This window comes from Afipia sp. 1NLS2, from assembly GCF_000178995.1.
Taxonomy (GTDB): domain Bacteria; phylum Pseudomonadota; class Alphaproteobacteria; order Rhizobiales; family Xanthobacteraceae; genus Afipia.
On record NZ_ADVZ01000004.1, the window covers coordinates 251,381 to 273,520 of the forward strand.

At 60.9% G+C, this 22,140-nt stretch carries 23 protein-coding genes; 19 read left to right on the plus strand and 4 right to left on the minus strand.

Annotation, left to right across the window (positions count from 1 at the left end):
* Window positions 1–2 precede the first annotated feature (2 nt).
* From AFIDRAFT_RS15320 to AFIDRAFT_RS15380, 13 genes are all read left to right on the plus strand, one after another.
* Window positions 3–1,025, plus strand: a complete 1,023-nt coding sequence (locus tag AFIDRAFT_RS15320; protein ID WP_009340458.1) for an ABC transporter substrate-binding protein — start codon at window positions 3–5, stop codon at window positions 1,023–1,025.
* A gap of 27 nt (window positions 1,026–1,052) precedes the next feature.
* Complete coding sequence (locus AFIDRAFT_RS15325; RefSeq protein WP_009340459.1) at window positions 1,053–1,799, plus strand: succinate dehydrogenase/fumarate reductase iron-sulfur subunit; 747 nt, start codon at window positions 1,053–1,055, stop codon at window positions 1,797–1,799.
* Complete coding sequence (locus tag AFIDRAFT_RS15330) at window positions 1,796–2,125, plus strand: succinate dehydrogenase membrane anchor (RefSeq protein WP_009340460.1); 330 nt, start codon at window positions 1,796–1,798, stop codon at window positions 2,123–2,125. Before AFIDRAFT_RS15325 ends, AFIDRAFT_RS15330 begins: the two co-directional genes overlap by 4 nt.
* Window positions 2,122–2,469 (plus strand): succinate dehydrogenase, cytochrome b556 subunit, encoded by a 348-nt coding sequence (locus AFIDRAFT_RS15335; RefSeq protein WP_009340461.1) that lies wholly within the window; start codon window positions 2,122–2,124, stop codon window positions 2,467–2,469. Before AFIDRAFT_RS15330 ends, AFIDRAFT_RS15335 begins: the two co-directional genes overlap by 4 nt.
* Window positions 2,470–2,473: 4 nt before the next feature.
* Window positions 2,474–3,349, plus strand: a complete 876-nt coding sequence (locus AFIDRAFT_RS15340; RefSeq protein ID WP_009340462.1) for a fumarate hydratase — start codon at window positions 2,474–2,476, stop codon at window positions 3,347–3,349.
* Window positions 3,350–3,359: 10 nt separating this feature from the next.
* Window positions 3,360–3,968, plus strand: a complete 609-nt coding sequence (locus AFIDRAFT_RS15345; protein WP_009340463.1) for a fumarate hydratase C-terminal domain-containing protein — start codon at window positions 3,360–3,362, stop codon at window positions 3,966–3,968.
* A gap of 3 nt (window positions 3,969–3,971) precedes the next feature.
* Window positions 3,972–5,699, plus strand: a complete 1,728-nt coding sequence (locus tag AFIDRAFT_RS15350; protein ID WP_009340464.1) for an L-aspartate oxidase — start codon at window positions 3,972–3,974, stop codon at window positions 5,697–5,699.
* 85 nt (window positions 5,700–5,784) lie between these two features.
* Window positions 5,785–6,111 (plus strand): UxaA family hydrolase, encoded by a 327-nt coding sequence (locus tag AFIDRAFT_RS15355; protein WP_009340465.1) that lies wholly within the window; start codon window positions 5,785–5,787, stop codon window positions 6,109–6,111.
* A gap of 10 nt (window positions 6,112–6,121) precedes the next feature.
* Complete coding sequence (locus AFIDRAFT_RS15360; RefSeq protein WP_009340466.1) at window positions 6,122–7,393, plus strand: UxaA family hydrolase; 1,272 nt, start codon at window positions 6,122–6,124, stop codon at window positions 7,391–7,393.
* 64 nt (window positions 7,394–7,457) lie between these two features.
* Window positions 7,458–8,378: an NAD(P)-dependent oxidoreductase gene (locus AFIDRAFT_RS15365; RefSeq protein ID WP_009340467.1), complete on the plus strand. Its 921-nt coding sequence runs from the start codon at window positions 7,458–7,460 to the stop codon at window positions 8,376–8,378.
* Window positions 8,375–9,382 (plus strand): Ldh family oxidoreductase, encoded by a 1,008-nt coding sequence (locus AFIDRAFT_RS15370; RefSeq protein WP_009340468.1) that lies wholly within the window; start codon window positions 8,375–8,377, stop codon window positions 9,380–9,382. The genes AFIDRAFT_RS15365 and AFIDRAFT_RS15370 overlap by 4 nt, the downstream gene beginning before the upstream one ends.
* Window positions 9,383–9,490: 108 nt before the next feature.
* The gene (locus AFIDRAFT_RS15375) at window positions 9,491–10,237 is read left to right on the plus strand and encodes a GntR family transcriptional regulator (protein ID WP_009340469.1); all 747 of its coding nucleotides are present in this window, start codon (window positions 9,491–9,493) and stop codon (window positions 10,235–10,237) included.
* A gap of 169 nt (window positions 10,238–10,406) precedes the next feature.
* On the plus strand, window positions 10,407–13,121 hold the full coding sequence (locus AFIDRAFT_RS15380; protein WP_009340470.1) for a bifunctional diguanylate cyclase/phosphodiesterase: 2,715 nt from the start codon (window positions 10,407–10,409) through the stop codon (window positions 13,119–13,121).
* Window positions 13,122–13,136: 15 nt separating this feature from the next.
* On the opposite strand, the gene AFIDRAFT_RS15385 is transcribed toward AFIDRAFT_RS15380, so the two are convergent.
* Complete coding sequence (locus AFIDRAFT_RS15385; protein ID WP_040298505.1) at window positions 13,137–13,862, minus strand: type 1 glutamine amidotransferase; 726 nt, start codon at window positions 13,860–13,862, stop codon at window positions 13,137–13,139.
* A gap of 170 nt (window positions 13,863–14,032) precedes the next feature.
* Here AFIDRAFT_RS15385 and AFIDRAFT_RS15390 point away from each other — a divergent pair, with 170 nt between their 5' ends.
* The 6 genes from AFIDRAFT_RS15390 to AFIDRAFT_RS15415 all read left to right on the plus strand — a co-directional run bounded on the left by AFIDRAFT_RS15390 (window position 14,033) and on the right by AFIDRAFT_RS15415 (window position 19,995).
* On the plus strand, window positions 14,033–15,100 hold the full coding sequence (locus tag AFIDRAFT_RS15390; protein ID WP_009340472.1) for a PAS domain-containing sensor histidine kinase: 1,068 nt from the start codon (window positions 14,033–14,035) through the stop codon (window positions 15,098–15,100).
* Window positions 15,097–15,729, plus strand: a complete 633-nt coding sequence (locus tag AFIDRAFT_RS15395) for a response regulator (RefSeq protein WP_009340473.1) — start codon at window positions 15,097–15,099, stop codon at window positions 15,727–15,729. The genes AFIDRAFT_RS15390 and AFIDRAFT_RS15395 overlap by 4 nt, the downstream gene beginning before the upstream one ends.
* Window positions 15,730–15,880: 151 nt before the next feature.
* Window positions 15,881–17,194 (plus strand): amidohydrolase family protein, encoded by a 1,314-nt coding sequence (locus AFIDRAFT_RS15400; protein ID WP_009340474.1) that lies wholly within the window; start codon window positions 15,881–15,883, stop codon window positions 17,192–17,194.
* 16 nt (window positions 17,195–17,210) lie between these two features.
* Window positions 17,211–17,753 carry a DUF1097 domain-containing protein gene (locus tag AFIDRAFT_RS15405; RefSeq protein ID WP_009340475.1) on the plus strand — a complete coding sequence of 181 codons (543 nt, stop codon included), beginning with the start codon at window positions 17,211–17,213 and terminating at the stop codon, window positions 17,751–17,753.
* 28 nt (window positions 17,754–17,781) lie between these two features.
* Window positions 17,782–19,455 (plus strand): gamma-glutamyltransferase family protein, encoded by a 1,674-nt coding sequence (locus tag AFIDRAFT_RS15410; RefSeq protein ID WP_009340476.1) that lies wholly within the window; start codon window positions 17,782–17,784, stop codon window positions 19,453–19,455.
* A 144-nt stretch (window positions 19,456–19,599) separates the two neighbouring features.
* Window positions 19,600–19,995, plus strand: a complete 396-nt coding sequence (locus AFIDRAFT_RS15415; RefSeq protein ID WP_009340477.1) for a c-type cytochrome — start codon at window positions 19,600–19,602, stop codon at window positions 19,993–19,995.
* Between the two features lie 222 nt (window positions 19,996–20,217).
* Here AFIDRAFT_RS15415 and soxZ read toward each other — a convergent pair whose 3' ends face one another.
* From soxZ to AFIDRAFT_RS15430, 3 genes are read right to left on the minus strand one after another with little or no spacing between them, the layout of a single operon-like run.
* Complete coding sequence (gene soxZ, locus AFIDRAFT_RS15420; RefSeq protein ID WP_009340478.1) at window positions 20,218–20,535, minus strand: thiosulfate oxidation carrier complex protein SoxZ; 318 nt, start codon at window positions 20,533–20,535, stop codon at window positions 20,218–20,220.
* 38 nt (window positions 20,536–20,573) lie between these two features.
* The gene (locus AFIDRAFT_RS15425; protein ID WP_009340479.1) at window positions 20,574–21,572 is read right to left on the minus strand and encodes an MBL fold metallo-hydrolase; all 999 of its coding nucleotides are present in this window, start codon (window positions 21,570–21,572) and stop codon (window positions 20,574–20,576) included.
* Window positions 21,569–21,916 (minus strand): ArsR/SmtB family transcription factor, encoded by a 348-nt coding sequence (locus AFIDRAFT_RS15430; protein WP_009340480.1) that lies wholly within the window; start codon window positions 21,914–21,916, stop codon window positions 21,569–21,571. Before AFIDRAFT_RS15430 ends, AFIDRAFT_RS15425 begins: the two co-directional genes overlap by 4 nt.
* Window positions 21,917–22,140 lie beyond the last annotated feature (224 nt).

A 22,140-nucleotide genomic window follows, 5' to 3' on the forward strand; every position in this document is an offset into this window, starting at 1 on the left:
GGATGTTGAAATCAGTTGTAAAGACGATGGCGGCGATCGGTCTGGTCGCAGGACTTACGAGTGCAGGATTTGCCAGCGGCGCTCATGCCGAAGTGAACACCGTTCGCATCGCCAAGCAGTACGGCGTTTCGTATCTGCCACTGACGATGATGGAGGAGCAGCACCTCCTCGAGAAACACGCCAAGGCCGAAGGCCTCGGCGATCTTAAGGTCGAGTGGCTGCGCTTCAGCTCGGGCAGCGGCATGAATGAAGCGCTGTTGTCCGGCAATCTTGACTTTGCCGGCGGCGGTGTCGGCCCGATGCTGACGATCTGGGGCAAGACCCAGAACAACTACAAGGTGAAGGGTGTCGCGGCGATCAATTCGATGCCGCTCTATCTCGTCACCACCAATCCCAACGTGAAGACGATCAAGGACTTCACCGAGAAGGACAAGATCGGTCTTCCGGCCGTGAAGGTCTCGATCCAGGCGATCACGCTGCAGATGGCGGCAGAGAAGGCATTCGGAGTGGGTCAGAGCCACAAGCTTGATGCGCTCACGGTGTCGATGAGCCATCCCGATGCGATGACGGCGATGCTCGGCGGTCATTCCGAGGTCGATGCTCATTTCGGTTCGCCGCCATACCAGAATCTGGAGCTGAAGGACCCGAAGGCGCATCTCGTCCTCAACAGCTACGACGTGCTGGGCGGCCCGCACACCTTCAACTCGGTTTGGGCGACCACCAAGTTCGCTGAGTCCAATCCGAAGGTCATGAAGGCTTTCCTCGGTGCGCTTGATGAGGCGATGGCCAACATCAAGGCCGATCCCGCGAAGGCGGCAGCCATCTGGGTGAAGGCCGAGAACTCGAAGATTTCCGTCGCCGATGCTGAAAAGATCATCCGCGATCCGGTGAACGAATGGACCACCACCCCCAAGAAGGTGCTGTCCTATCTCGACTACATGAATCGTGCTGGTCTCATCACTGCCAAGACCAAGGACTGGAAAGACATCTACTTCCCGGGCATCCACAGCGCCAACGGCAGCTAAAACCAACGGAGGCTCTTGACCCTAGTCATGAGTGTTCAAGTAAAAAGCAACGACGACACCTCGCCGGCCCCTGTACTGATCGTGCAGGTCTGGCGGGGTGATAAAGATGGCGCCTTTCAGACCTTCGAAGTCCCGGCGCGTGCCAATCAAACCGTGCTGGATGTCGTCACCGAGATCCAGCGCACGCAGGACGAAACGCTGTCCTATCGTTTCGCCTGCCGCGTCGGAATGTGCGGTTCCTGCGCCATGGTCGTGAATGAGCGGCCGCGCTGGACCTGCCGGACCCGCGTCGACGAGCTTGAAGGCGGCCCGCTGAAGCTGGAGCCGCTGCGCAACCTGCCTGTCGTCAAGGATCTGACGGTGGACATGGAGCCCTTCTTCAACAAATGGCGCGACGCGCACGGCTATTTCGAGCCGGGCGAGAACCCGCCTGCGGACTTCGCCGTCGTCGAGCCGTCTTCGCCGGAACGGCAGGCCGTCGATGAAGGCATCGAATGCATCAATTGCGGCGTGTGCTACTCGGCCTGCGACGTGGTGTCGTGGAACGAGGACTATCTCGGGCCGGCGGCGCTGAATCGGGCATGGACGCTCGTCAACGACGTTCGTGATCGCGGACAGGACGCGCGCCTCACTGCCGTGACCGGCGATGCCGGTTGCCATTCCTGCCACAGCCACATGAGCTGCACTGAATTCTGCCCCAAGCATCTGTCTCCAACGTTCTCAATCGCCGGTTTGAAGCGGGCGACCTCGAACAAACTCTGGAGGCGGCGATGAACCCGGTTCTCTATCTCGCCCAGCGTGGCACGGCGTTCATTCTCGCCTTCGCGGTGACGGTTCACCTCATCACCATCATCTATGCCGTGCGCGGCGGACTGACGGCGGGCGATATTCTGGCGCGCACCCATGGCAACCGCGCGTTTCTCGCGTTCTACCTGACATTCGTGGCGGCGGCGGCGATCCATGCGCCAATCGGCCTGCGCTCGGTGCTGCGCGAATGGCTGCACTGGCGGGGCCGCTCGCTTGACGTGGTGCTGGCACTATTTTCGGTTTCGCTCGTTATCCTTGGAGTGAGGGCCGCGTTTGCGGTGTATGGCGCATGAGCGTGATACGGGGCTCACATCTGAAGCCGGGTTTCATCGCGGCGATGCTGCATCGCCTGTCCGGCGTGGCGCTGGCAATCTTTTTGCCGATGCACTTTCTCGCGCTCGGCACCGCGCTCAATGGCGCAGGCGCGCTGGACAGTTTTCTCGCATTGACCCACTCGCGGATCGCCTTGATCGCGGAGTGGGGCCTTGTTTCCGCGCTCGCGGTGCACATGGCGCTTGGCCTGCGGGTGCTCGCGATCGAATGGTTTGCGATGCGCGACCGAAGCGCGGTGCTGGTTTCAAGTTGTGTCGCCGCCTCATTAGCGGTTGGTGTGTTGTTTCTGTTGAACGGGATGTAGAGCCATGCAGATTGATATGAAAGAAGTCGAAGAAGTCTGCAAAACGCTCTATGTGCAGGCTCTCAAGATGCTGCCGGACGACATCAAGGCCGGTTTCAAGACGCTGGTGCGCAATGAGACCAGCACCATCGGCAAAACAGTGCTCGACACCATGGTGGAGAATATTGCGGTCGCCGAGCGTACCAACAACATCTTGTGCCAGGACACCGGCATTCCGATCTACAACGTGACGATCGGCCGGGACGTGCAGTTCGATGGGGCAGAGCTGAAGGCGGCGATCCGCCGGGGCTGTGAACGCGCCACCACGGAATGCTCGCTGCGGTCCTCCGTGGTGCATCCGATCACCCGCAAGAACAACCAGACATCGAGCGGCATCCGTGTGCCGATCATCCATGTCGATTTCGACGAGCGGCCGGAGACGGCCTCGATCGAGATGATTCCGAAGGGATCGGGTTCGGAGAACGGTTCGTTCCTGAAAATGCTGCTGCCGTCCGACGGCATCAAGGCGGTGAAGGCGTTCGTGATCGATCGTGTCATCGAACTAGGTGGCCGTGTCTGCCCGCCGACCATTGTCGGTGTCGGCATGGGCGGCACCTCTGACCTCTGCATGCATCTGGCCAAAATCGCGGCGACACGCCCGCTCGGCTCAAAATGCAGCGACGAGGAGGGCGCCAAGATCGAGGCCGAACTCTCGAAAGCGGTGAATGAACTTGGCATCGGTCCGCAGGGGCTGGGCGGGCGTTCGACCAGCTTCGCCGTGCATGTGGAGGTCGCCGCCACCCACATCACGCAAAATCCGGTTGCGGTGAACATCCAGTGCCATTCGGCGCGGCGCGCGCGGGCGACGATCACGCCCGGCGGCATCGCGTTCTCGGCGTGAGGGCAGGACCATGGCACATCATATTCTTGAAATGCCGATCACCGAGGAAAAGGCCCGCAGCCTGAAGATCGGCGACACCGTGACCCTCGAGCAGACGCTGTTCGGCATCCGCGACGCGACGCTGATCCACATGTTCGACAAAGGCCGCAAGGTCAAATTCGATCTTCACGGTCACGCGGTTATCCACACCGCGCCGAACGTGCATCGTGTGCCGGTCTCGAACGAGGCTCCGGTCGGCTACAAGCCGTTCTGCATCGGCACCACCACGTCGATGCGCATGGAGCGTTTCACCCACGACCTGATGGACCGCGAAGGCGTGCGCATCATCGTCGGCAAGGGCGGCATGGGGCCGGACACGCTCGCGGCCTTTGCCGAGTTCGGCGGCGCCTATCTTGCCATCGTCGGTGGTGCCGCGGCGCTGGAGACGACATGGATTGAGCAGATCGTCGATATCGACATGGATGATTTGCATCCCGAGAGCCTCTGGAAATTCCAGATCAGGAATTTCGGCCCGTTGCTGGTCGGCATGGATTCGCATGGCGGCTCGCTCTACGCCGATTTGCAGAAGGATGTGGCCAGTCGCCGCGATGCGGTTCTCAAAAGCATCGGAGCGGTGTGAACCATGGCGCTGCGCACGGTCGATACCGACATCCTGATCCTCGGCTCCGGCGGAGCTGGGCTTTTTGCAGCACTTCACGCCAAGAAAGCTGCGCCGCATCTCGACGTCACCGTCGCGGTGAAGGGGCTGCTCGGCAAATGCGGCTGCACCCGCATGGTGCAGGGCGGCTACAACGTCGCGCTCGCGCCGGGCGACTCGGTCGAACGTCATTTCATGGACACGATCGAGGGCGGCAAGTGGCTTAACAATCAGGATCTCGCCTGGAAACTCGTCGTCGAAGCGCAAATCCGCATCCGCGAGCTTGAGAACGAACTCGGCTGCTTCTTCGACCGCAATCCCGACGGCAGCGTTCACCAGAAGGCGTTCGCGGGGCAGACCTTCGACCGCACCGTGCACAAGGGAGACCTCACCGGCATCGAGATCATCAACCGGCTGTCCGAGCAGATCTGGCGGCGCGATGTGAAGCGCATGGAAGACCATCGCGCGCTGGATCTCATTCCGTCGGCGGATGGTTCGGGCCTCGCGGGGGTGCTGATGCTCGACATGCGCAGCGGCGAGCCGTTGCTTGTTCGCGCCAAGGCAACGCTGCTTGCGACCGGCGGCGGGCCGACGATGTACAAGTACCATACGCCGTCCGGCGACAAGACCTGCGATGGCCTGGCGATGGCGATGCGCGCGGGGCTGTCGCTGCGCGATCTCGAAATGGTGCAATTCCATCCCACCGGTCTCCTTGCGGGCGCGGGCACGCGCATGACTGGCACGGTACTGGAGGAAGGCCTGCGCGGCGCAGGCGGGCAGTTGCTGGATTCGCGCGGCGAACGCTTCATGTTCGATTACGACGAGCGCGGCGAACGTGCCACGCGCGACATCGTCAGCCGCTCGATCATGTACCAGATCCGCAAGGGTCACGCGACCAAGCACGGCGGCGTGCACATCAAGATGAGCCATCTCGGACCGGATCACGTGCGCCGCACCTTCAAGGGCATGGTCGAGCGCTGTGCCGATTGCGGCTTCGACCTCGCGGGCGGCCTCGTCGAGGTGATTCCGACCGCACACTACATGATGGGCGGCGTGGTGTTCGATCTCGATTGCAGCACCGCGATGCCGCGTTTGTTCGCGGCCGGAGAAGACACCGGCGGCGTGCACGGCGCCAACCGTCTCGGCGGCAATGGCGTTGCCAACTCCACGGTGTTCGGCGGCGTGGCCGGCGATGCGATGGCGCGCGCGGTCGCGAAGGAAGGCGCCTTTGCCGATCCGGATCAGTCCGTGATCGACGCATCGCTCGATCGCGCATTCTCGCCGCTCGGCAAGCCGTCAGGCGATCTCGCCGAGATGCGGGAGGCGCTGATGGACATCATGTGGAACGATGTCGGCATCCTGCGCACGGGCGAAGGACTCGCACGCGGCGCTGCGGCGCTGGAAGATCTCGCGGGGCAGGTGGCGCGGGTCGGCGTGGCCGATGGTGACCGCCGCTACAACCTGACGTGGATGGACCGGCTTAATCTGGAAAACCTCGTGCAGGTCAGTCGCGGAATCTGTGCGGCGGCGACGGCGCGCACCGACAGCCGCGGTGCACATTTCCGTGAAGATTATCCGTCCACGTCCGACCTTACGACCTCCCACTACACCGTTGTGCGGATGCAGGGCGGCGAGATCGACATTTCCACCGCGCCAGTGGCGTTTACCCGCGTAAAACCGGGCGAAACCCTGCTTTCGGAGGCGGCGGAATAGAGCGGTTCTGCTTGACCTAGATATTTGTTATCTTATACAAGACTTGGGACCTGAGACCCATTCAGACGAGCAGGGAGAAAGAAGAATGAATGCTCCGGTAGCGGCGTCAGCCGCCAAAGACAAACCGAACATGCCGCACGTGCTGGCCCACAGCCCGAAGGACAATGTTGCGGTCGTTGTCGTCGAGGACCTGAAGGCCGGCACCAAGGCATTCGGCGTCATCACCGAGAACGACACGACGTTCACCATCGACGTGAAGGACGATATTCCGATTGGCCATAAGGTGGCGCTGGTCGACCTCAAGAAGGGCGACACCGTCATCAAGTACGGTCAGGACGTCGGCAAGATGGTCGGCGATGGGCCGAAGGGCCGTCACGTCCATATTCACAATCACAAGACCAAGCGTTGGTGAGGGCGAGAACATGTCACTCGGTAATATCGTTGAAATGAAGTCGCCTTTTCCGGGCACCGCGACGGATCAGTTGACGACGAAGATTTCGCCAAATACCCGCGCTTCGAAGGATTTCAAGAACGCGAAGTTCTGGGGCTGGCGGCGTGAAAACGGCCGCGTCGGCGTCCGCAACCACGTTCTCATCCTGCCGCTCGACGATCTGTCGAACGCATCCTGCGAAGCGGTCGCCAACAATATCAAGGGCACCATCGCGATCCCGCACTCCTACGGCCGTCTGCAATTCGGTGAAGATCTCGAATTGCACTTCCGTACCCTGATCGGCACCGGCTCGAATCCGAACGTTGCCGCCGTGGTCGTGATCGGCATCGAGGAAGGCTGGACCAGCCGCGTCGTCGAAGGCATCGCCAAGACCGGCAAGCCGGTCGTCGGCTTCGGCATCGAAACCCATGGCGACATCGCTACCATCGCGAAGGCGAGCTATCAGGCGAAGCGCTTCGTGCAGTGGGCGACCGAGCTGCGGCGCGAGGAATGCTCGATTTCGGAACTGTGGGTCTCGACCAAGTGCGGCGAGTCCGACACCACCACGGGTCTGTCGTCATGCCCCACCGTCGGTAACATGTACGACAAGCTGATCCCGCAGGGCATCTACGGCGTGTTCGGTGAAACGTCGGAAATCACCGGCGCCGAGCATCTGTGCAAGGAGCGCGCGGCGTCTCCGGAGATCGCGGACAAATGGTACAAGATGTGGAAGGCGTACCAGGACGACGTGATCGAAGCGCACAAGACCGACGACCTCTCCGATTCTCAGCCGACCAAGGGCAACATCGCTGGCGGTCTGTCGAGCATCGAGGAGAAGGCGCTCGGCAACCTCGAGAAGATCGGCCACAAGTCGAAATTCATCGATGCGCTGGAACCCGCTGAAGCCCCGGCCAAGGGCCCCGGCCTCTATTACATGGACACGTCCTCGGCGGCTGCCGAATGCGTGACGCTGATGGCTGCAGCGGGTTACGTGATCCACACGTTCCCGACGGGCCAAGGCAATGTCATCGGTAATCCGATCGTGCCGGTCATCAAGATCAGCGGTAATCCGAAGACCGTGCGCACCATGGGCGAGCACATCGACGTCGATGTGAGCGGCGTGCTGCGCCGGGACATGACGCTGGATCAGGCCGGTGACGCGCTCATCGACATGATCTCGCGCACCGCGAACGGCCGCCTCACAGCGTCGGAATCGCTCGGTCATCGCGAATTCGTGCTGACCAAGCTGTATCGCAGCGCCTAAACGGCACAGGCGGGCGGCGCGATTGCGCCGTCCGCTGTTTTTTTATTTTTGGAATGAGGGCCGCGTGTCTGACATCGTTATTTGCGAATTCATGGACGAGGCGGCAATCACCGAAGGGTTGCGCGGTTTCGATTATTTCTACGACCCCAATCTCGTCGATCATCCGAATGACTTGAATGCCCGCCTCAAGGATGCACGCGCGATCATCGTGCGCAACCGCACGCAGGTGCGCGGCGCACTGCTGGATGCAGCGCCGAAGCTGAAGGCCGTCGGCCGGCTTGGCGTCGGGCTCGATAATATCGATCTGGAAGCCTGTGCGAAGCGCAACATCGCGGTGTTGCCGGCTTCGGGCGCGAACGATCTTTCGGTGGCCGAATATGTCATCACGAGTGCGATGATGCTGTTGCGCGGCGCCTATATGGCGACGGGAAGCGTCGTCGCCGGCAAGTGGCCGCGCAATACGCTGATCGGCCGCGAGATTTCCGACAAGGTGATGGGGCTCGTCGGGTTCGGCTCCATCGCGCGCCTCACCGCGAAACTTGCGGCGGCGATGGGCATGAAGGTGGTCGCGTTCGATCCACTGGTGGACGATGCGGCGTTTACCCAGGCCGGTGTGCAACGCCAGACGCTGGAGAGTTTGCTGGCGCTGTCCGATGTCGTCAGCCTGCATGTGCCGCTCAACGACAAGACCCGCAACATGATTGATACGTCCGCGCTGTCGCGGATGCGCTCGGATGCCATCCTGATCAATGCCGCCCGGGGCGGTGTGGTGGACGAAGCGGCCGTGGCGGCAGCGCTTAAGGCGAAGAAACTCGGCGGCGCCGCGCTCGATGTGTTCGTGGAAGAACCGCTCAAGTCGGGCGGCATCTTTGCGGATGTGCCGAATCTGATCCTGACGCCGCACATTGCCGGCGTCACTGTGGAATCCAACACGCGGGTGTCCTGGGTCACGGTCGAGAACGTCAAGAAGGTTCTGAACGCATGAGCACGCAGTCTCTCGCCGATCTCACCAAGCGCGTCGCGGGCACGTTCATCGCCCATGGCTGCAGTGACGAGGCGGCCGCGTCGGTGGCGTGTGCGCTGGTGACTGCGGAAGCCGACGGCCTCAAGGGCCATGGCCTGTCACGCGTGCCCACGTATCTCGCCATGGTGAAAAGCGGCAAGATTGACGGCAAGGCGAAGCCGAAATCTTCGAATCCGCGCCCCAGCATTCTGGCGATCGATGCGGCGAAGGGATTTGCCTATCCTGCCATCGACCTCGCACTCGCGGAATTGCCTGCGCTTGCGACAAAGCAAGGCATCGCAGTCGCGGCCATCGGCAATTCCAATCATTGCGGTGCCGCCGGTCTGCCGTGCGAGGCGCTGGCGAAGAAGGGACTGGTCGCGCTCCTGTTTGCGAATACGCCGAGCGCCATGGCTCCTTGGGGCGGGCGCGAGCCGGTGTTCGGCACCAACCCGATTGCCTTCGCAGCACCGATCGATGGCCGTGAACCGGCGGTGGTGGATCTTGCACTGTCGAAGGTCGCGCGCGGACCGATCGTCGCCGCCAAGCAGAAGGGCGAGAGTATCCCTGAAGGCTGGGCGCTCGATGCCGACGGACAGGTGACAACCGATCCGGTCAAGGCGCTGCAAGGCACGATGATCCCGCTGGGCGATGCCAAGGGTGCGGCGCTGGCCTTCATGGTTGAAGTTCTGGCGGCCTGTATCCCCGGAGCCAATCTGGCATTCGAAGCTTCCTCTTTCCTCGACGACAAGGGCGGCCCGCCGCTCACCGGACAGTTGTTGCTCGCCATCGATCCTGCGGGATTCGGGCACGGACGGTTCGGAGAACGGATGGCGACGCTGGTCGCGGCGATCGAGCGTCAGCAGGGGGCGCGCATCTCGGGCGGGCGGCGGCTTGCGAATCGGGCCAAGGCCGCCCGTGACGGGCTGGCTGTTTCGCCGGAAATCGAATCGGTTTTGAAGGAGACGGCATCCGTCAAGGCTTGATGGGTTATTTGGTTGTGCGTAGCCGCTCGAGCGGGCGGGAAGGGCTTCGGTCCCGCGACGGCTTCTGTTACTTATCGTCTTGAATCGTTTGTAACGGCGAAGGATCTGGTGAGCAACGAAACGACAGTGTCAGGCGGTCATACCGAATACCTTCCCCTGTACGCGCAGGTGAAGACGCTGCTTGTCAAGCGTATCGGCGCCGGAAGCTGGAAGCCGGGTCAGATGCTTCCGAGCGAGTATGAACTCGCCGCCGAGTACAATGTCAGCCAGGGCACCGTGCGCAAGGCGCTGAACGCGCTGGAAGCCGATCGCATGATCGTGCGGCGGCAAGGCGTCGGCACTTTCGTCGCGCGCCATTCCCGTGATCGCGCGCTGTATCAGTTCTTCCGCATGGTCGGGCCGGACGGCAGTCGGATCATTCCCGCGAGCGTGGTGCTGTCGCAACGTATCCAGCGCGCGACGCGCGATCAGGCAGCGGATCTGGGCGTCGATTCATCGGCCATGCTTCACGCGATTACCCGCGTGCGCAGTCTCAACGGCAAGCCTGCGATTTTCGAACGGATCTACGTGCCGGTGGATGTAATGCCCGATCTCTCCGTCGAGGCGCATACCCAGATGGATGAGGAAATGTACGTCATCTATCAGGAGAGATTCGGTATTAGCATTGTCCGCGTCATCGAGCGGCTGGCCGCTGTCGCCGCGACTGCGGAGGAGGCAAAAAGGCTAGGCCTGAAGGCCGGGACGCCGTTGCTGGAAGTCCATCGCATCGCGACCGATGTTGGTGGCCAGCCGGTGGAATTGCGCATCAGCCGCTGCGACACCCGCCGCTGCCGTTACGCCGCGGAAGTGCTTTAACCGCCCTGTAGAGCAGCCAACTTTACATACACTTCAACCCTCATTAGAGGGAAAGCCTTAACCGTCATCGGCAATGCCTGTTTTTGGGTACGGTTTAACGGCTCGCTAACCGCTCCTGCTAACGTGATTTCCACTTGGTCTCGGTATGCAATCACCCCCGAGAGGGATGATGGCAGAACGCATTTCATATCATGGTGACAGCCTCGCCGCGCCCGAGATCGCTGATGCGATCGAGCGCGCCGTCAAGCCACAGCAGCGCAGCCCGATTTTCTGGCTGATCGTCAGCGGCGTCGTCCTCGTGGCCGCGATCGTGCTTGGCACGGCTTTGACCATCAATAATTTTCGCGATCGTACGCTGGCGAGCAGCAAGCGCGATCTGGAAAATACGCTGCAGCTTCTGACGCGCCATTTCGATCAGCAATTGCAGGACTGGCAGGTGATCCAGGAGGATGCGGTTGCCCAGGCTCGCTCGCTCGAAGCCAAGTCGCCCAGGGAATTTCTGCGGACGATTTCCAGCGAGGATTTTCACCAGAAGCTCGCGACCAAGATTCGCTCGATGCCGTATGTCGGCGCAGTGAACTTCTTTGGTGCGGATGGCCAGTTGATCAATTCCTCCGAAACCTGGCCGGTCCCTAACCTTAGCGTCGCCGACCGAAAGCACTTCAAGGAATTGAAGTTCGGTCCGCCTTCGCTCAAGCTGGTCGTGAATCCCGTCCATAGTCGTGTCACCGGCACATGGACCACGATCTTCGCGCGTAAGCTGGTTTCGCCGAAGGGCGAATTCCTTGGCATGGTCAGCCGTGGCGTCGAGCCTGCGCGGTTCGAGTCGTTCTTCGCGTCACTTTCGCTGGGGTCAGATGCAGCGATCTCCATGTTCCATGAAGATGGGACGATGATCGCGCGCTATCCGCATGTCGAATCGATGATCGGCAAGAATTTCAAGAGCGGACCGCTATTCGAGGGTGTCTTGAAAGTTACCGATCACGGCTCGCTGATGATAACGAGCCCGGTCACCGGCCAGCAGCAGATCGGCTCGATACGGAAGCTCCAGGATTTTCCGATTGTCATGATCGCCACCAGGACCGTGGATTCGGCGCTGGCGGATTGGCACGAGCAGACCCGTGTCCTGGTCCTGATTGCGCTCGCAGCGTCAATCGCGGTGGCCCTGATCGTTCTGTTCATCGTCCGGCGATTTATCTCCCAGCACAATGCTGCCCAGCAACGATTGATGCTGGAGAAGAAGCGTCTCGATACGGCGGTCAACAACCTCAAGCAGGGTCTGTTGTTGTTCGATGCCAATCACCGGCTGGTGATTTTCAATCGCCGGTATATGGAGATGTTCGGCCTGCCGAATGACTCCATCAAGCCCGGCTATAGCCTGCGCGAGATCATGGCGCTTCGGAAGAAGCATGGAATGTTCGACGGGGATATCGACGCCTATTGCGTCAAGGTGTTCAAGCTGGTGTCGACCAATGGCACGCTCACGATCAATATTCCGGACGGGCGCGTGATTCATACGGCGCTCCAGTCGATCTCCGGCGGCGGCTGGGTTTTGACGCTGGAAGACATCACGGAGCGGCAGCGCGCGGAAGATCGTATCGCCCATATGGCGCGTTATGACGCACTGACTGATCTGCCGAACCGTACGATGTTCCGCGATCATCTCGATAAAATGTTGAAGAAGGAAGAAAACCTCGCGGTTCTTTCGATCGATATCGACGAGTTCAAACAGGTCAACGACACGCTGGGTCATTTTGTCGGCGACGAATTGCTGGTGTCGATTGCGAATCGTCTCAGCGGCTGCATGGAGCGGGACGATATCGTCGCGCGCCTTGGCGGAGACGAGTTTGCCATTATCCGGCATGGCGTTCAGGAACGCTCGGAGCTCATTCCGCTGATCGAGCGGGTTCATGCCGCGATCCGGGTGCCTTACGATTGCACCGGGCATCATCTCAATGCGGATGCGAGCATCGGCATTGCGATGTCGCCATGCGATGGCTCCGAGCTTGAAGGCTTGCTCCGAAATGCCGACCTTGCGCTTTATGCCGCGAAGGGCAGCGGGCGGCGGACTTATCGTTTCTTTGAGCCTGAAATGAAGGTCCGGGCGCAGAAGCGGCACGATATGGAAATGGAAATCCGCAACGCGCTTTTCCATCAGCAGTTCGAAGTCCACTATCAGCCGTTCATCGACGTCAAGACCCGGAAGATCCTCGGCTGCGAGGCACTGGTGCGCTGGCGTCATCCGCGCCATGGTCTGGTGTCGCCGGCCGACTTCATTCCGATCGCGGAGGAAACCGGCCTGATCGACCAGCTCGGCTCATGGGTGTTGAAGACGGCGTGCCATGCGGCTGCGAACTGGCCGGACGATATCCGCCTTGCGGTGAACGTGTCGCCGGTGCAGTTCAAGGGTCATACGCTGGCGCTCAACGTCGCAAGCGCGCTTGGCTCATCCGGGTTGCCTGCAAACCGGCTCGAGCTCGAGATCACCGAAGCCGTGCTGATCCGCGACGATGAGGAGGCGCTGGCGATTCTTCATGAGTTGCGCGGTCTCGGCGTGCGCATCGCACTCGACGATTTCGGCACCGGCTACTCGTCGCTTCGCTATTTGCAGCTTTTCCCGTTCAACAAGATCAAGATCGACCGCTGCTTCATCCAGAATATCACCGAGCCCGAGGGGGCTTCGCATATCGTGAAGGCGGTGGTCGACATCGCCGCCGCCCGCAATATGACGACGACTGCGGAAGGTGTGGAGACGGCGGAGCAGTTGGCGGTGCTGAGAAAACTTGGCTGCGACCAGATGCAGGGCTTTTTCTTCAGCCCGGCTTTGACCGAAGAAAAGCTGAGCCGGCTGGTGCTGCCCGCTCAGTTCGCCGAAGCGAATTGAGGCAAGGCGCGCCCGTCACGGGCGGCCGGGGCCGATCATCGTCATCAAATTGCGATGGAGCTGAAGCGCCGAGGCACGAAAGCCGGGCAGGCGAGGCAGTACTTCGCCGGGCAGGCGGGCAGCCCCTTCTTCGCCGAGCGCCTTGATGAGGCTGGCCCTGTAAGCCGGAATCTGGCCCCAGTCATCGACCGTCGAAGGCTCGATTTCGCAGTGATACTGAAAGCCATAGGCGTGCTTGCCCCATCGCATGGCCTGCACCGCGCAGAGAGAGCTCGATGCAAGGACCGTGGCGCCTGCGGGTGGCTCGGAGACTTCCGCGCCATGCCAGTGGAAACTGTCGACGGTCTGCGGAAAGCCCGTCAGAGTGGGGTCTGACATTCCGTCCCGCGTCAGCGTCACGGGCGCGAGTCCGACCTCCGGGACGGGCATCTTGCCGACCTTGCCGCCAAGCGCCGACGCCAGCAGCTGATGGCCAAGGCAGATACCGAGATAGGGCTTTCCAATCTCGACAACCCAGCGGCGGATCGCGGCCTTTTCCTGCACGAGCCAGGGAAAGCGATCTTCCTGCCAGACATCCTGCGGGCCGCCCATCACCACCAGAAGATCGAAGTTATCGAACGAGGGAATGGGTTCGCCTTCGTCGATCTCGATGGTGGTCGGATGATAGCCGTCCTCGCGCCAGAACTGGCGGAAGATACCCGGGTGTTCGATAGCGAGGTGCTGAAAAACAAGAATGCGCATGATGGAATGGGTGCGGAAGGGACTTGCCGTCGTAAGGTGCCGGAACCTATCCGATTGCATTCGGCGAGTCATCCGCGGAGCCGTCTGATATCCGATTGCACTTTATTTGCGTGGGACTAGAGCCGGTGTAACCTGTTGCAGGAGCCTTGCGGGATTTTCGGTGGTTTCAGGTGCGTGACCTTGAGCAACAACAGCAGCGCGCGCTGCTCGACAACATTCCCGACATGGCGTGGCTGAAGGATCGCGATTCCCGCTATCTGGCCGTCAATTCGGCCTATCTTTCGATCATCGGGCTGCGGGAAGACGAAGTGATCGGGAAGACGCCATACGATATCTGGCCGTCCGATCTTGCCGACATTTACATGCAGACCGACCGGGCCGTGGTAAAAAGCGGACGGCGGCGACGTTATGAAGAAAGCCGCTCCGATCCCGATGGTCGCGTCTTGTGGTTCGAAACCATCAAATCGCCGATCCGCGATAATAATGGGCACATCATCGGCACCGTCGGGATTTCGCGCGACATTTCCGAACGCAAGGCGGCGGCCGATGAACTGATCCGCTCGCGCGCGCAGTTGCGCGAACTGTCCTCCTTTCTACAATCGGTGCGGGAGGAGGAGCAGGCCAGGATTTCGCGTGAGCTGCATGACGAGCTGGGCCAGACCCTGACCGCGCTGAAGATCGAGTTGATCTGGCTGCGCGAACGGCTCGTGTCGCAGGACGTGCTTCAGGCGCGCGTCGACCGGCTGGTGTCGATCGTGGACCGTTCGGTGACCGACCTGCGTCGCATCGCGGTCAATTTGCGGCCGATGATTCTGGACGAATTGGGTCTGGTCGCGGCGATGAAATGGCTTACGCAGAACTCCGCCGAACTCGGCGGTCTTGATATCTCGCTGTCGTTCGACAAGGAGAATGTCAGCTACGACAGCGCGGTTTCGACCGCCGCATTTCGTATCGTGCAGGAGGCGTTGACCAACGTGATGCGTCACGGCAAGGCGAAGCGCGCGAGCGTCGTCGTTTCCCATGAAGGGAAAGAATTGCATATCGAGATCACCGACAATGGACGCGGGATCGATCAGGGTGCCCCTCAACTCAACAAGCTCGGGCTTGTCGGCATGCGTGAGCGGGCCCGGGCGCTCGGCGGGGCCGTCGTCATCAGCGACAATCCGCAGGGCGGCACGATTGTATCCGTCCGTTTGCCATTGAATGATCCGGCCTTGCAGGACAAACTGCCGTCATGATCCGACTTGTACTCGCCGACGACCATGCGATCTTCCGCGAGGGCCTGAAACAAATTCTGGCCGAGCACGACGATCTTGCGATCGTCGGTGAAGCCACCAACGGCCAGGAGCTTCTCGCTCTGTTGTCGTCGCCCTGCGACGTCGTCCTGCTCGATTTGTCGATGCCGGGGCGCAGCGGCATTGCGCTATTGACCGACGTGGTCGCGAAGATCGGCAGCGGCCGGGTGATCGTGCTCAGCATGCACGACGAGCATCAATATGTGATCGAATCTCTCAAGGCGGGGGCAGCCGGTTACGTCACCAAGAACAGCGCCAGCCAGCAATTGATTCAGGCGATCCGCAAGGTCGCGAACGATGAGATGTTCATCAGCGCCACGGCGGCGCAGTCGGCGGCCCTGAAAGTGCAGCCCGAGGATGAGCCGCACCGCCGCCTCACACCGCGTGAGCGAGAGATTTTCGATCTGCTGGTCGACGGCCGCAAGATTTCCGACATCGCGCGCAAGCTCGACCTCAGCGTCAAGACGGTGAGCACGCACAAGACCAACATCCTGCTCAAATTCGATGCCGCGACGGTGGTGGATCTCGTCCACTACGCCATGCGCCATGGCCTGGGGCCGGGTCCCGTCTAGGAAAATTCCTAGACCCGCTTAGGACACCGCCGATTACCGTCAGGGCGGCGGCCCGCTAACGTCATGGTTAGCAAGATGCCAACGAATCCACGGATCCGCACAGGCACGGCAAAAGCCGGAAAACCGGCGTTTCATAGGGAGCGCGACCAACATGGATATGATTATCCGCAGGGTCCGGATCGAAGACGATAAGCCGCTCGTCGATATCGGAATCAAGGACGGCCGAATCGCGGCCATTGAGGAACAACTCGACCGAACCGGAACCGAGGAAATCGATGCGGAAGGCCGCGTTGCGCTGCCCGGTTTCATCGAGGCCCATCTGCACCTCGAAAAAGCATTTCTCCACCGCCGCATGCCGGCGCGTCTCGGCACGCTGGACGAGGCGATCCGCGTCACCGGCATCCTGAAATCCAAGCAGGAGCGTAAGGACGTGCTGGAGCGCTCGCGCAAGGTGCTGGACATGGCGATCACGAGCGGCACGACGCTGATCCGCGCGCATCCGGATGTCGATCCGATCCAAAACCTGATCGGTGTCGAGACGGCGGTTGAACTGCGCGAGGAATATCGCGATCTGATCGATCTGCAGATCGTCGCTTTCCCGCAGGAGGGTATCCTCAAGACGCCCGGCGTCGTCGAATTGATGGAGAAGGCGATTGCACTCGGCGCCGATGTAGTCGGCGGCTGCCCCTATAACGAGATTTCCTGGGAAGACACCAAGAAGCACATCGACACGGTGTTCGCGATGGCGATCAAGCATGACCTGCCGGTCGACATGCATGCCGACTTCTCGGACGATGCGACCGACCAGCGCTTCATGTCGGCGGAATACATTGCCCGTAAGACCATCGAGACCGGCTATCAGGGCCGTGTCGCGCTGGGCCATGTGACGAGCCCCGGTTCGCTCGAACCGGAAAAGCTGAAGCCGCTGATCGATCTGCTGCGCGAAGCCGACATCACCATCGTCACCCTGCCGGCGACCGATGTTTATCTCGGTGGCCGCAAGGATGTGGTGAATCAGCGCCGCGGCCTTACGCCGGTGCGCGCCTTGCGGGCAGGCGGCGTCAACGTCGCCTATGCATCGAACAATGTGCGCAACGCCTTCACGCCGTTCGGCAAGGCAGACCCGCTGGTGATCGGCAACATGCTCGCGCACCTGATCCAGTTCGGCACGCCGGACCATCAGGCGGAAATCCTGAAGATGAGCACGACCGACGCTGCCCGCGCGGTCGGCATCGGCAAGGATTATGGCCTCGCCGTCGGCAAGCCCGCGGATCTGATGATCCTCGACACGCAGGTCGTTGCCGATGCGCTTCTCGACATCCCGGCGCGTTCCTGGGTGTTCAAGCGCGGCCGCGTCGCCGCGATGACAAAGCTCGATACCAAGATCTGCCGCACTTGCGGTCACGCCCATGCGGAGCCGCACGCTCACGCCAAAACCAAGAAGACGGCTTCAGCAACACACTAATCAGGAGGAACCCAACATGAACAAGCTACCAGCCGAAATTGTCGCGTCGCTGCTCGCAGTGACCACCATCTTCATCGCCATGACCTCGTTCCACTTCCCGCCGTGGGCGATCTTCATCACCTGGGCCGCGACCTTCGCAGCCGGTGGCCCGACGCCGGCGGTGATGAAGAAGTTCTACCCGACCATGGCGATCGGCGGCTTTTTCGCCTGCGCCATCGTGGTGTGCTTCAAGATCGCCTCGCAGTACTTCACCGGCAACGCCTATATCGCGGCGGAATGCGTGATCCTGTTCACGCTTAACGCAACGATGATGTCGCTGGGACGTATTTCGACGTTCAGCTTCATCCCGGGCATGTTCTTCGGCTTCGCGTCATTCTTCGCCACCTATTTTGGCAAGTTCGGCCCGATCCCTGGCGATCCCTATGCGGCGCTTTTCGCCTCGCTGGCGATGAACGCGCTTGGCCCGATCTATGCGTGGCTCACCGCGACCTTCGGCGCCCACCATCACCATGCTGCGGAGGAACACTCTTCCTCCCAAGTCAAGGAAGCCGTGTCGTAAGCGGCCCGGCAACTGAAAGGATAAGGCAATGACAAGGCTTTCCCAGCAGGCGTTGAAAGCAGACAGCGCTCGGCGCGTGCCGGGAAGCCCATTGCCGCCATCCTCGACTTCCAATGATCCGCGGTTGGCGCAATCGCGGACCGGAATGGTGACGAGCCCGCACACGCTTGCGAGCGAAGCAGGCGCCAAAGTCCTCCGCGAGGGCGGTAACGCGATCGAGGCTGCGATTGCGATGGGTGCGGTGATCGCCGTGACCTATCCGCACTTCTGCGGCATCGGCGGCGACGCGATCTGGATGATCGCGGACGCACAGGGCCGCAACACGGTTCTGCTCGGGTTGGGGCAGGCCGCTGAGAAGCTGCCAAACTATAAAGAGCCGATCGCGGCGCGTGGCCCGCAATCGACGGTCGTCAGCGCAGGCGCGGTGGATTCCTGGCGTCAGGCTTACGATTATGCCCGCGAGCATTGGGCGAGCGATAAAGGTGAAACCAGAAGCTTCGCCTCGCTGCTGGAGCCTGCGATCGTTTATGCGGAGCGCGGTTTTCCGGTCACGGGCTCGCAACTTTTCTGGACATCCTTCCGTGAAAAGGAACTGGCCAATTGGCCGGGATTTTCCAAACTGTTCCTGCCGGACGGCAAGGCACCGAAGCCCGGTGACCTGTTCGTGCAGAAAGATCTCGCGCATAGCCTGAAGCAGATCGCGCGGCATGGCGCGCGTGAGTTCTACGAAGGCGAACTGGCCGCGCGCATCGGCAAGGGATTGGAGGCGGTTGGTTCGCCGCTCACGGCTGCCGATCTCGCGAAAACATTCAGCCGTCAGGAGCAGGCGGTATCGGTGGATTACCGGGATGTGACGCTGCTGGCGCCACCGCCGCCGACGCAGGGCATCACCACGCTGGAAATCATGGGCATCCTGAACCGGCTTGGCTTCGCCGGTGTCGAGGAGGGGAGCGCGGAGTATTATCACCGCTGCGTCGAAGCGGTGAAGCAGGCTTTCCTCGATCGCGGCGGCATTGCCGACCCGGATTTCGCTGCTGCCGACATCGCGCAGAGGCTTGCGCCGTCGCGGCTTGAAAGCAAGGCGGCAGCGATCAAGGCGCGGGCGATGCCTTGGCCGCATCTGTTCCGGACCGGCGACACCGTCTACTTTGCCGCGACCGACGCCCAGGGGCGCAGCGTCAGCATTCTGCAAAGCACCTATTTCGATTGGGGTAGCGGCGTTGTCGCAGGCGACACCGGTGTGCTCTGGCAGAACCGTGGAGCCGCGTTCAGCATCGATCCGAAGAGCCCGAATGCCATCGCGCCCGGCAAGCGGCCGTTCTACACGCTCAATCCCGGCCTCGCGATGAAGAACGGCAAGCCGCATGTGCTGTATGGCACGCAGGGCGCGGACGGCCAGCCGCAGACCCTGACGGTGCTGTTGACCCGTCTGCTCGATTACGGCCTCGATCCGCTCACCGCTCTGATGCAACCGCGCTTCCTGCTCGGCAAGACGTTTTCCGATAGCCGGGACACGCTGAAGCTGGAAGAAAGCGTCGGTATGGCAACGGCGCAGGAATTATCGGCGCGCGGCCATGAAACCAGCATGATTTCGGCGAACAGTCCCTTGGGAGGACAGGCCGGAGCCATCGTCATTCATGACGATGGGCTGATGGAGGGTGCGCACGATCCGCGCAGCGACGGATTGGCGATCGGCCTCTAGGTCGCGCTGCATCATCACCGAAAGATTGATTCATCCCGCCTTGGTTCTTGCTGCGCGTTGAGCACAGCGTGATATAGGTGATGCCGTCGCGGTCGCCTCTCGCGCGGCTGCAGCCAGCTATACAAGCAAGCCAAGGAGAAGAAGATGCGTTGGATCGTTGCTGCTGTCACTCTTGTTGCCTTTGCAGGCGCCGCTCACGCCGAAGCCGGTGACCCGGCCAAGGGCGAGCAGGCTTTCAAGGTCTGCATGGCCTGTCATGCGGTTGGCCCCGGAGCCAAGACCAAGGTCGGCCCTGAGCTGAACGGCATCGTCGGCCGCAAGTGGGGTTCGGTCGAGGGCTACAGCTATTCGGCGGACCTCAAAGCCGGCAATGGCGCGAACAAGGTCTGGGACGAGGCGACGCTCGACGACTATCTGACCAATCCGAAGCACCTCGCGCCGCACGGTAAGATGTCGTTCCCCGGCATTTCGCAGGCCGGCAAGCGCGCCGACGTGATCGCGTTCCTCAAGCAATTCGACGCCAGCGGTAACAAGAAGTAAGTCTCTGTTTTCTCAAAAGTGGCTGGTGGACACGGGTTTCTTTCATTCCGTTCCGCCAGCCATTTTTATTTCGCGGATTAGAACATGAGTTTGTCATTCCGGACAGGCTGCCGAAGGCGGACTGATCCGGAATCCTGATATGACGGGCGGGATTCGGGATTCGCGATGCTCGCGCCCCGGAATGACGGGAGCAGTCGCTGTGCTTAAGCTCTGCGTGAAAACCTAGTCGGCCTTGATCTGCGTCTTCGTGCTGTCGACCGTGTGCTTGTTGTCGGTCCACTGGGCCGTGACGGTGTCGCCGGCCTTTCCACCCTTGAAGGAGAATTTGACGTAGGGCTGACGCGCCACCATCGGTCCCCAGTCGGCGGAGAAAACGACCTTGCCGTCATGTGAGAAGCTGAGGGTTTCGATGTAGTGCGCGGGAATGAGCTTGCCGTCGCCGTCCTTGGCGAATCCGGAATCCATGGGATGCTTGATCAAGGCCTGAACCTCGATCACATCACCGATCAGATGAGCCTGTATCCGGATGGTCGACGTCATCAATATCCTCTGGCGCGAAATCCTCGAAGGCGACTGTCTTATTTCTTGAACTGCGACGCTTCAAGCTCCAGGAAAATGCGATACGCATTGCCCCGGTTGTTGCTCTCGAAAGCAGGGTAGTCCTTGTACTTGGACCAGTCCGTCGCGTTGTAGGCGGTGTCAAAATCGACCCAGTTGGCGACCGCTTCACTCATCGCTTTACGCACATACAGAATGTAATCGCGGGTGAATGCAATCGCCTCCTTCGCGGCGGCCGATGGCTTGCCATGGCCGGGAATGATGTATTTCGGATCGAGCGCCAGCACCTCGTCGAGTCCCTTGAGCCAGTGCGTGGTGCTGACGTCGTCGCTGTTCATGAACGGAATGCGGCTATTCTGCACGATATCGCCCGCGAACAGCACGCCGTCCGGCTCGACCATCATCATGATGTCGCTGCTGGAATGGGCGGGCCCTGCGGAAATCAGCGAGAAACGCTTGCCGCCCAGCACGATGGTGAGCTTGTCGTCGAAGGTGAGGTCGGGGGAGATGACGCGCGTATGCTCGTCAACCCACGGCGCAAGGGCTTCGCGGCGCTGGTCGAGGCGTGCTCCGGCACGCTCGTCGGCGGTTTCCTTGTTCTCGTTGTAATCGCCGGAGTGATCCTGCGCGATGATGACCGCGCGGCTGTGATCGCGGAACGCCTGCAGGCCGTAGATATGGTCGGCGTGGTAGTGGCTCGCGACGATGTAGCGGATGTCCTTGTCCGTCCGCTTGCGGATGTCCTGCAAAAGCGCCCAGCCGAGCGATGGCGTGCCGAGCGCATCAAAAACAACGACGCCTTCGGACGTGATCACATAGCCGGCGTTGGAGGTGTTGCCTTCATTGGCCTTGCCCGGAATGCCGGGGCTGCCGATGCTGTAGAAAATATCCTTGCCGGGGACCTGATCCACCGTGATGGGGCGGTCGAGCGGCGCGTAATCCGGCACCTTGTTTTGAGCGAGGAGGGTGGCGGGGAGCATCGCCCACGCCAGTACGGATACGCGCAGCAGATTTTTCATATGGCGTCGTCGCAGTAGAGTTTCTTGAGAACCTTGACGAGCTTGGTCACGCGCTCGTCGGCGATCTTGTAGTGGAGCGTTTGCGACTCGCGCCGGAATTCGACGAGCCCTTCTTCGCGCAGCTTGGTCAAGTGTTGCGAGAGCGCGGACTGGCTGAGATGCAATGCATCGACCAGTTCGCCGACCTTCATTTCGTTTCGCATCATGAGATAGCAAACGATCAGCAGGCGGTTTTCGTTCGCAAGCACGCTCAGGAGGCGGGAGACCTCTCGTGCCTGTTGTTCCAGCAATTGATCCGGACGTAACTTATTCGCGCGCGTCTTCGCAGCGAGAGCCGTGTTCATCGAAATCGGTCCTGAAAATTTTTCTGTAATTCATCCTACCAATTTTGTGGGCAGAACGCCAATTTATTAGTTTAGCGTTGACTAAATTAGGCATGGATGATATTTGATCTACAATAATAAGTAAAACAACGGTCCCATCGAATGGATGGTTGACCGGTCAGGGAGGAGATGGAGTGTCTTTCTCTTTATTGAGAGACGCCCGTAAGGCGTCTCTGGCTGCCGGG

What these genes read in the sequence shown, in the direction of transcription:
- AFIDRAFT_RS15320 (WP_009340458.1), top strand. Translation starts at nt 3, where the DNA reads ATGTTGAAATCAGTTGTAAAGACGATGGCGGCGATCGGTCTGGTCGCA.
- AFIDRAFT_RS15325 (WP_009340459.1), top strand. Translation starts at nt 1,053, where the DNA reads ATGAGTGTTCAAGTAAAAAGCAACGACGACACCTCGCCGGCCCCTGTA.
- AFIDRAFT_RS15330 (WP_009340460.1), top strand. Translation starts at nt 1,796, where the DNA reads ATGAACCCGGTTCTCTATCTCGCCCAGCGTGGCACGGCGTTCATTCTC.
- AFIDRAFT_RS15335 (WP_009340461.1), top strand. Translation starts at nt 2,122, where the DNA reads ATGAGCGTGATACGGGGCTCACATCTGAAGCCGGGTTTCATCGCGGCG.
- AFIDRAFT_RS15340 (WP_009340462.1), top strand. Translation starts at nt 2,474, where the DNA reads ATGCAGATTGATATGAAAGAAGTCGAAGAAGTCTGCAAAACGCTCTAT.
- AFIDRAFT_RS15345 (WP_009340463.1), top strand. Translation starts at nt 3,360, where the DNA reads ATGGCACATCATATTCTTGAAATGCCGATCACCGAGGAAAAGGCCCGC.
- AFIDRAFT_RS15350 (WP_009340464.1), top strand. Translation starts at nt 3,972, where the DNA reads ATGGCGCTGCGCACGGTCGATACCGACATCCTGATCCTCGGCTCCGGC.
- AFIDRAFT_RS15355 (WP_009340465.1), top strand. Translation starts at nt 5,785, where the DNA reads ATGAATGCTCCGGTAGCGGCGTCAGCCGCCAAAGACAAACCGAACATG.
- AFIDRAFT_RS15360 (WP_009340466.1), top strand. Translation starts at nt 6,122, where the DNA reads ATGTCACTCGGTAATATCGTTGAAATGAAGTCGCCTTTTCCGGGCACC.
- AFIDRAFT_RS15370 (WP_009340468.1), top strand. Translation starts at nt 8,375, where the DNA reads ATGAGCACGCAGTCTCTCGCCGATCTCACCAAGCGCGTCGCGGGCACG.
- AFIDRAFT_RS15380 (WP_009340470.1), top strand. Translation starts at nt 10,407, where the DNA reads ATGGCAGAACGCATTTCATATCATGGTGACAGCCTCGCCGCGCCCGAG.
- AFIDRAFT_RS15385 (WP_040298505.1), bottom strand. Translation starts at nt 13,862, where the DNA reads ATGCGCATTCTTGTTTTTCAGCACCTCGCTATCGAACACCCGGGTATC.
- AFIDRAFT_RS15395 (WP_009340473.1), top strand. Translation starts at nt 15,097, where the DNA reads ATGATCCGACTTGTACTCGCCGACGACCATGCGATCTTCCGCGAGGGC.
- AFIDRAFT_RS15400 (WP_009340474.1), top strand. Translation starts at nt 15,881, where the DNA reads ATGGATATGATTATCCGCAGGGTCCGGATCGAAGACGATAAGCCGCTC.
- AFIDRAFT_RS15405 (WP_009340475.1), top strand. Translation starts at nt 17,211, where the DNA reads ATGAACAAGCTACCAGCCGAAATTGTCGCGTCGCTGCTCGCAGTGACC.
- AFIDRAFT_RS15410 (WP_009340476.1), top strand. Translation starts at nt 17,782, where the DNA reads ATGACAAGGCTTTCCCAGCAGGCGTTGAAAGCAGACAGCGCTCGGCGC.
- AFIDRAFT_RS15415 (WP_009340477.1), top strand. Translation starts at nt 19,600, where the DNA reads ATGCGTTGGATCGTTGCTGCTGTCACTCTTGTTGCCTTTGCAGGCGCC.
- soxZ (WP_009340478.1), bottom strand. Translation starts at nt 20,535, where the DNA reads ATGACGTCGACCATCCGGATACAGGCTCATCTGATCGGTGATGTGATC.
- AFIDRAFT_RS15425 (WP_009340479.1), bottom strand. Translation starts at nt 21,572, where the DNA reads ATGAAAAATCTGCTGCGCGTATCCGTACTGGCGTGGGCGATGCTCCCC.
- AFIDRAFT_RS15430 (WP_009340480.1), bottom strand. Translation starts at nt 21,916, where the DNA reads ATGAACACGGCTCTCGCTGCGAAGACGCGCGCGAATAAGTTACGTCCG.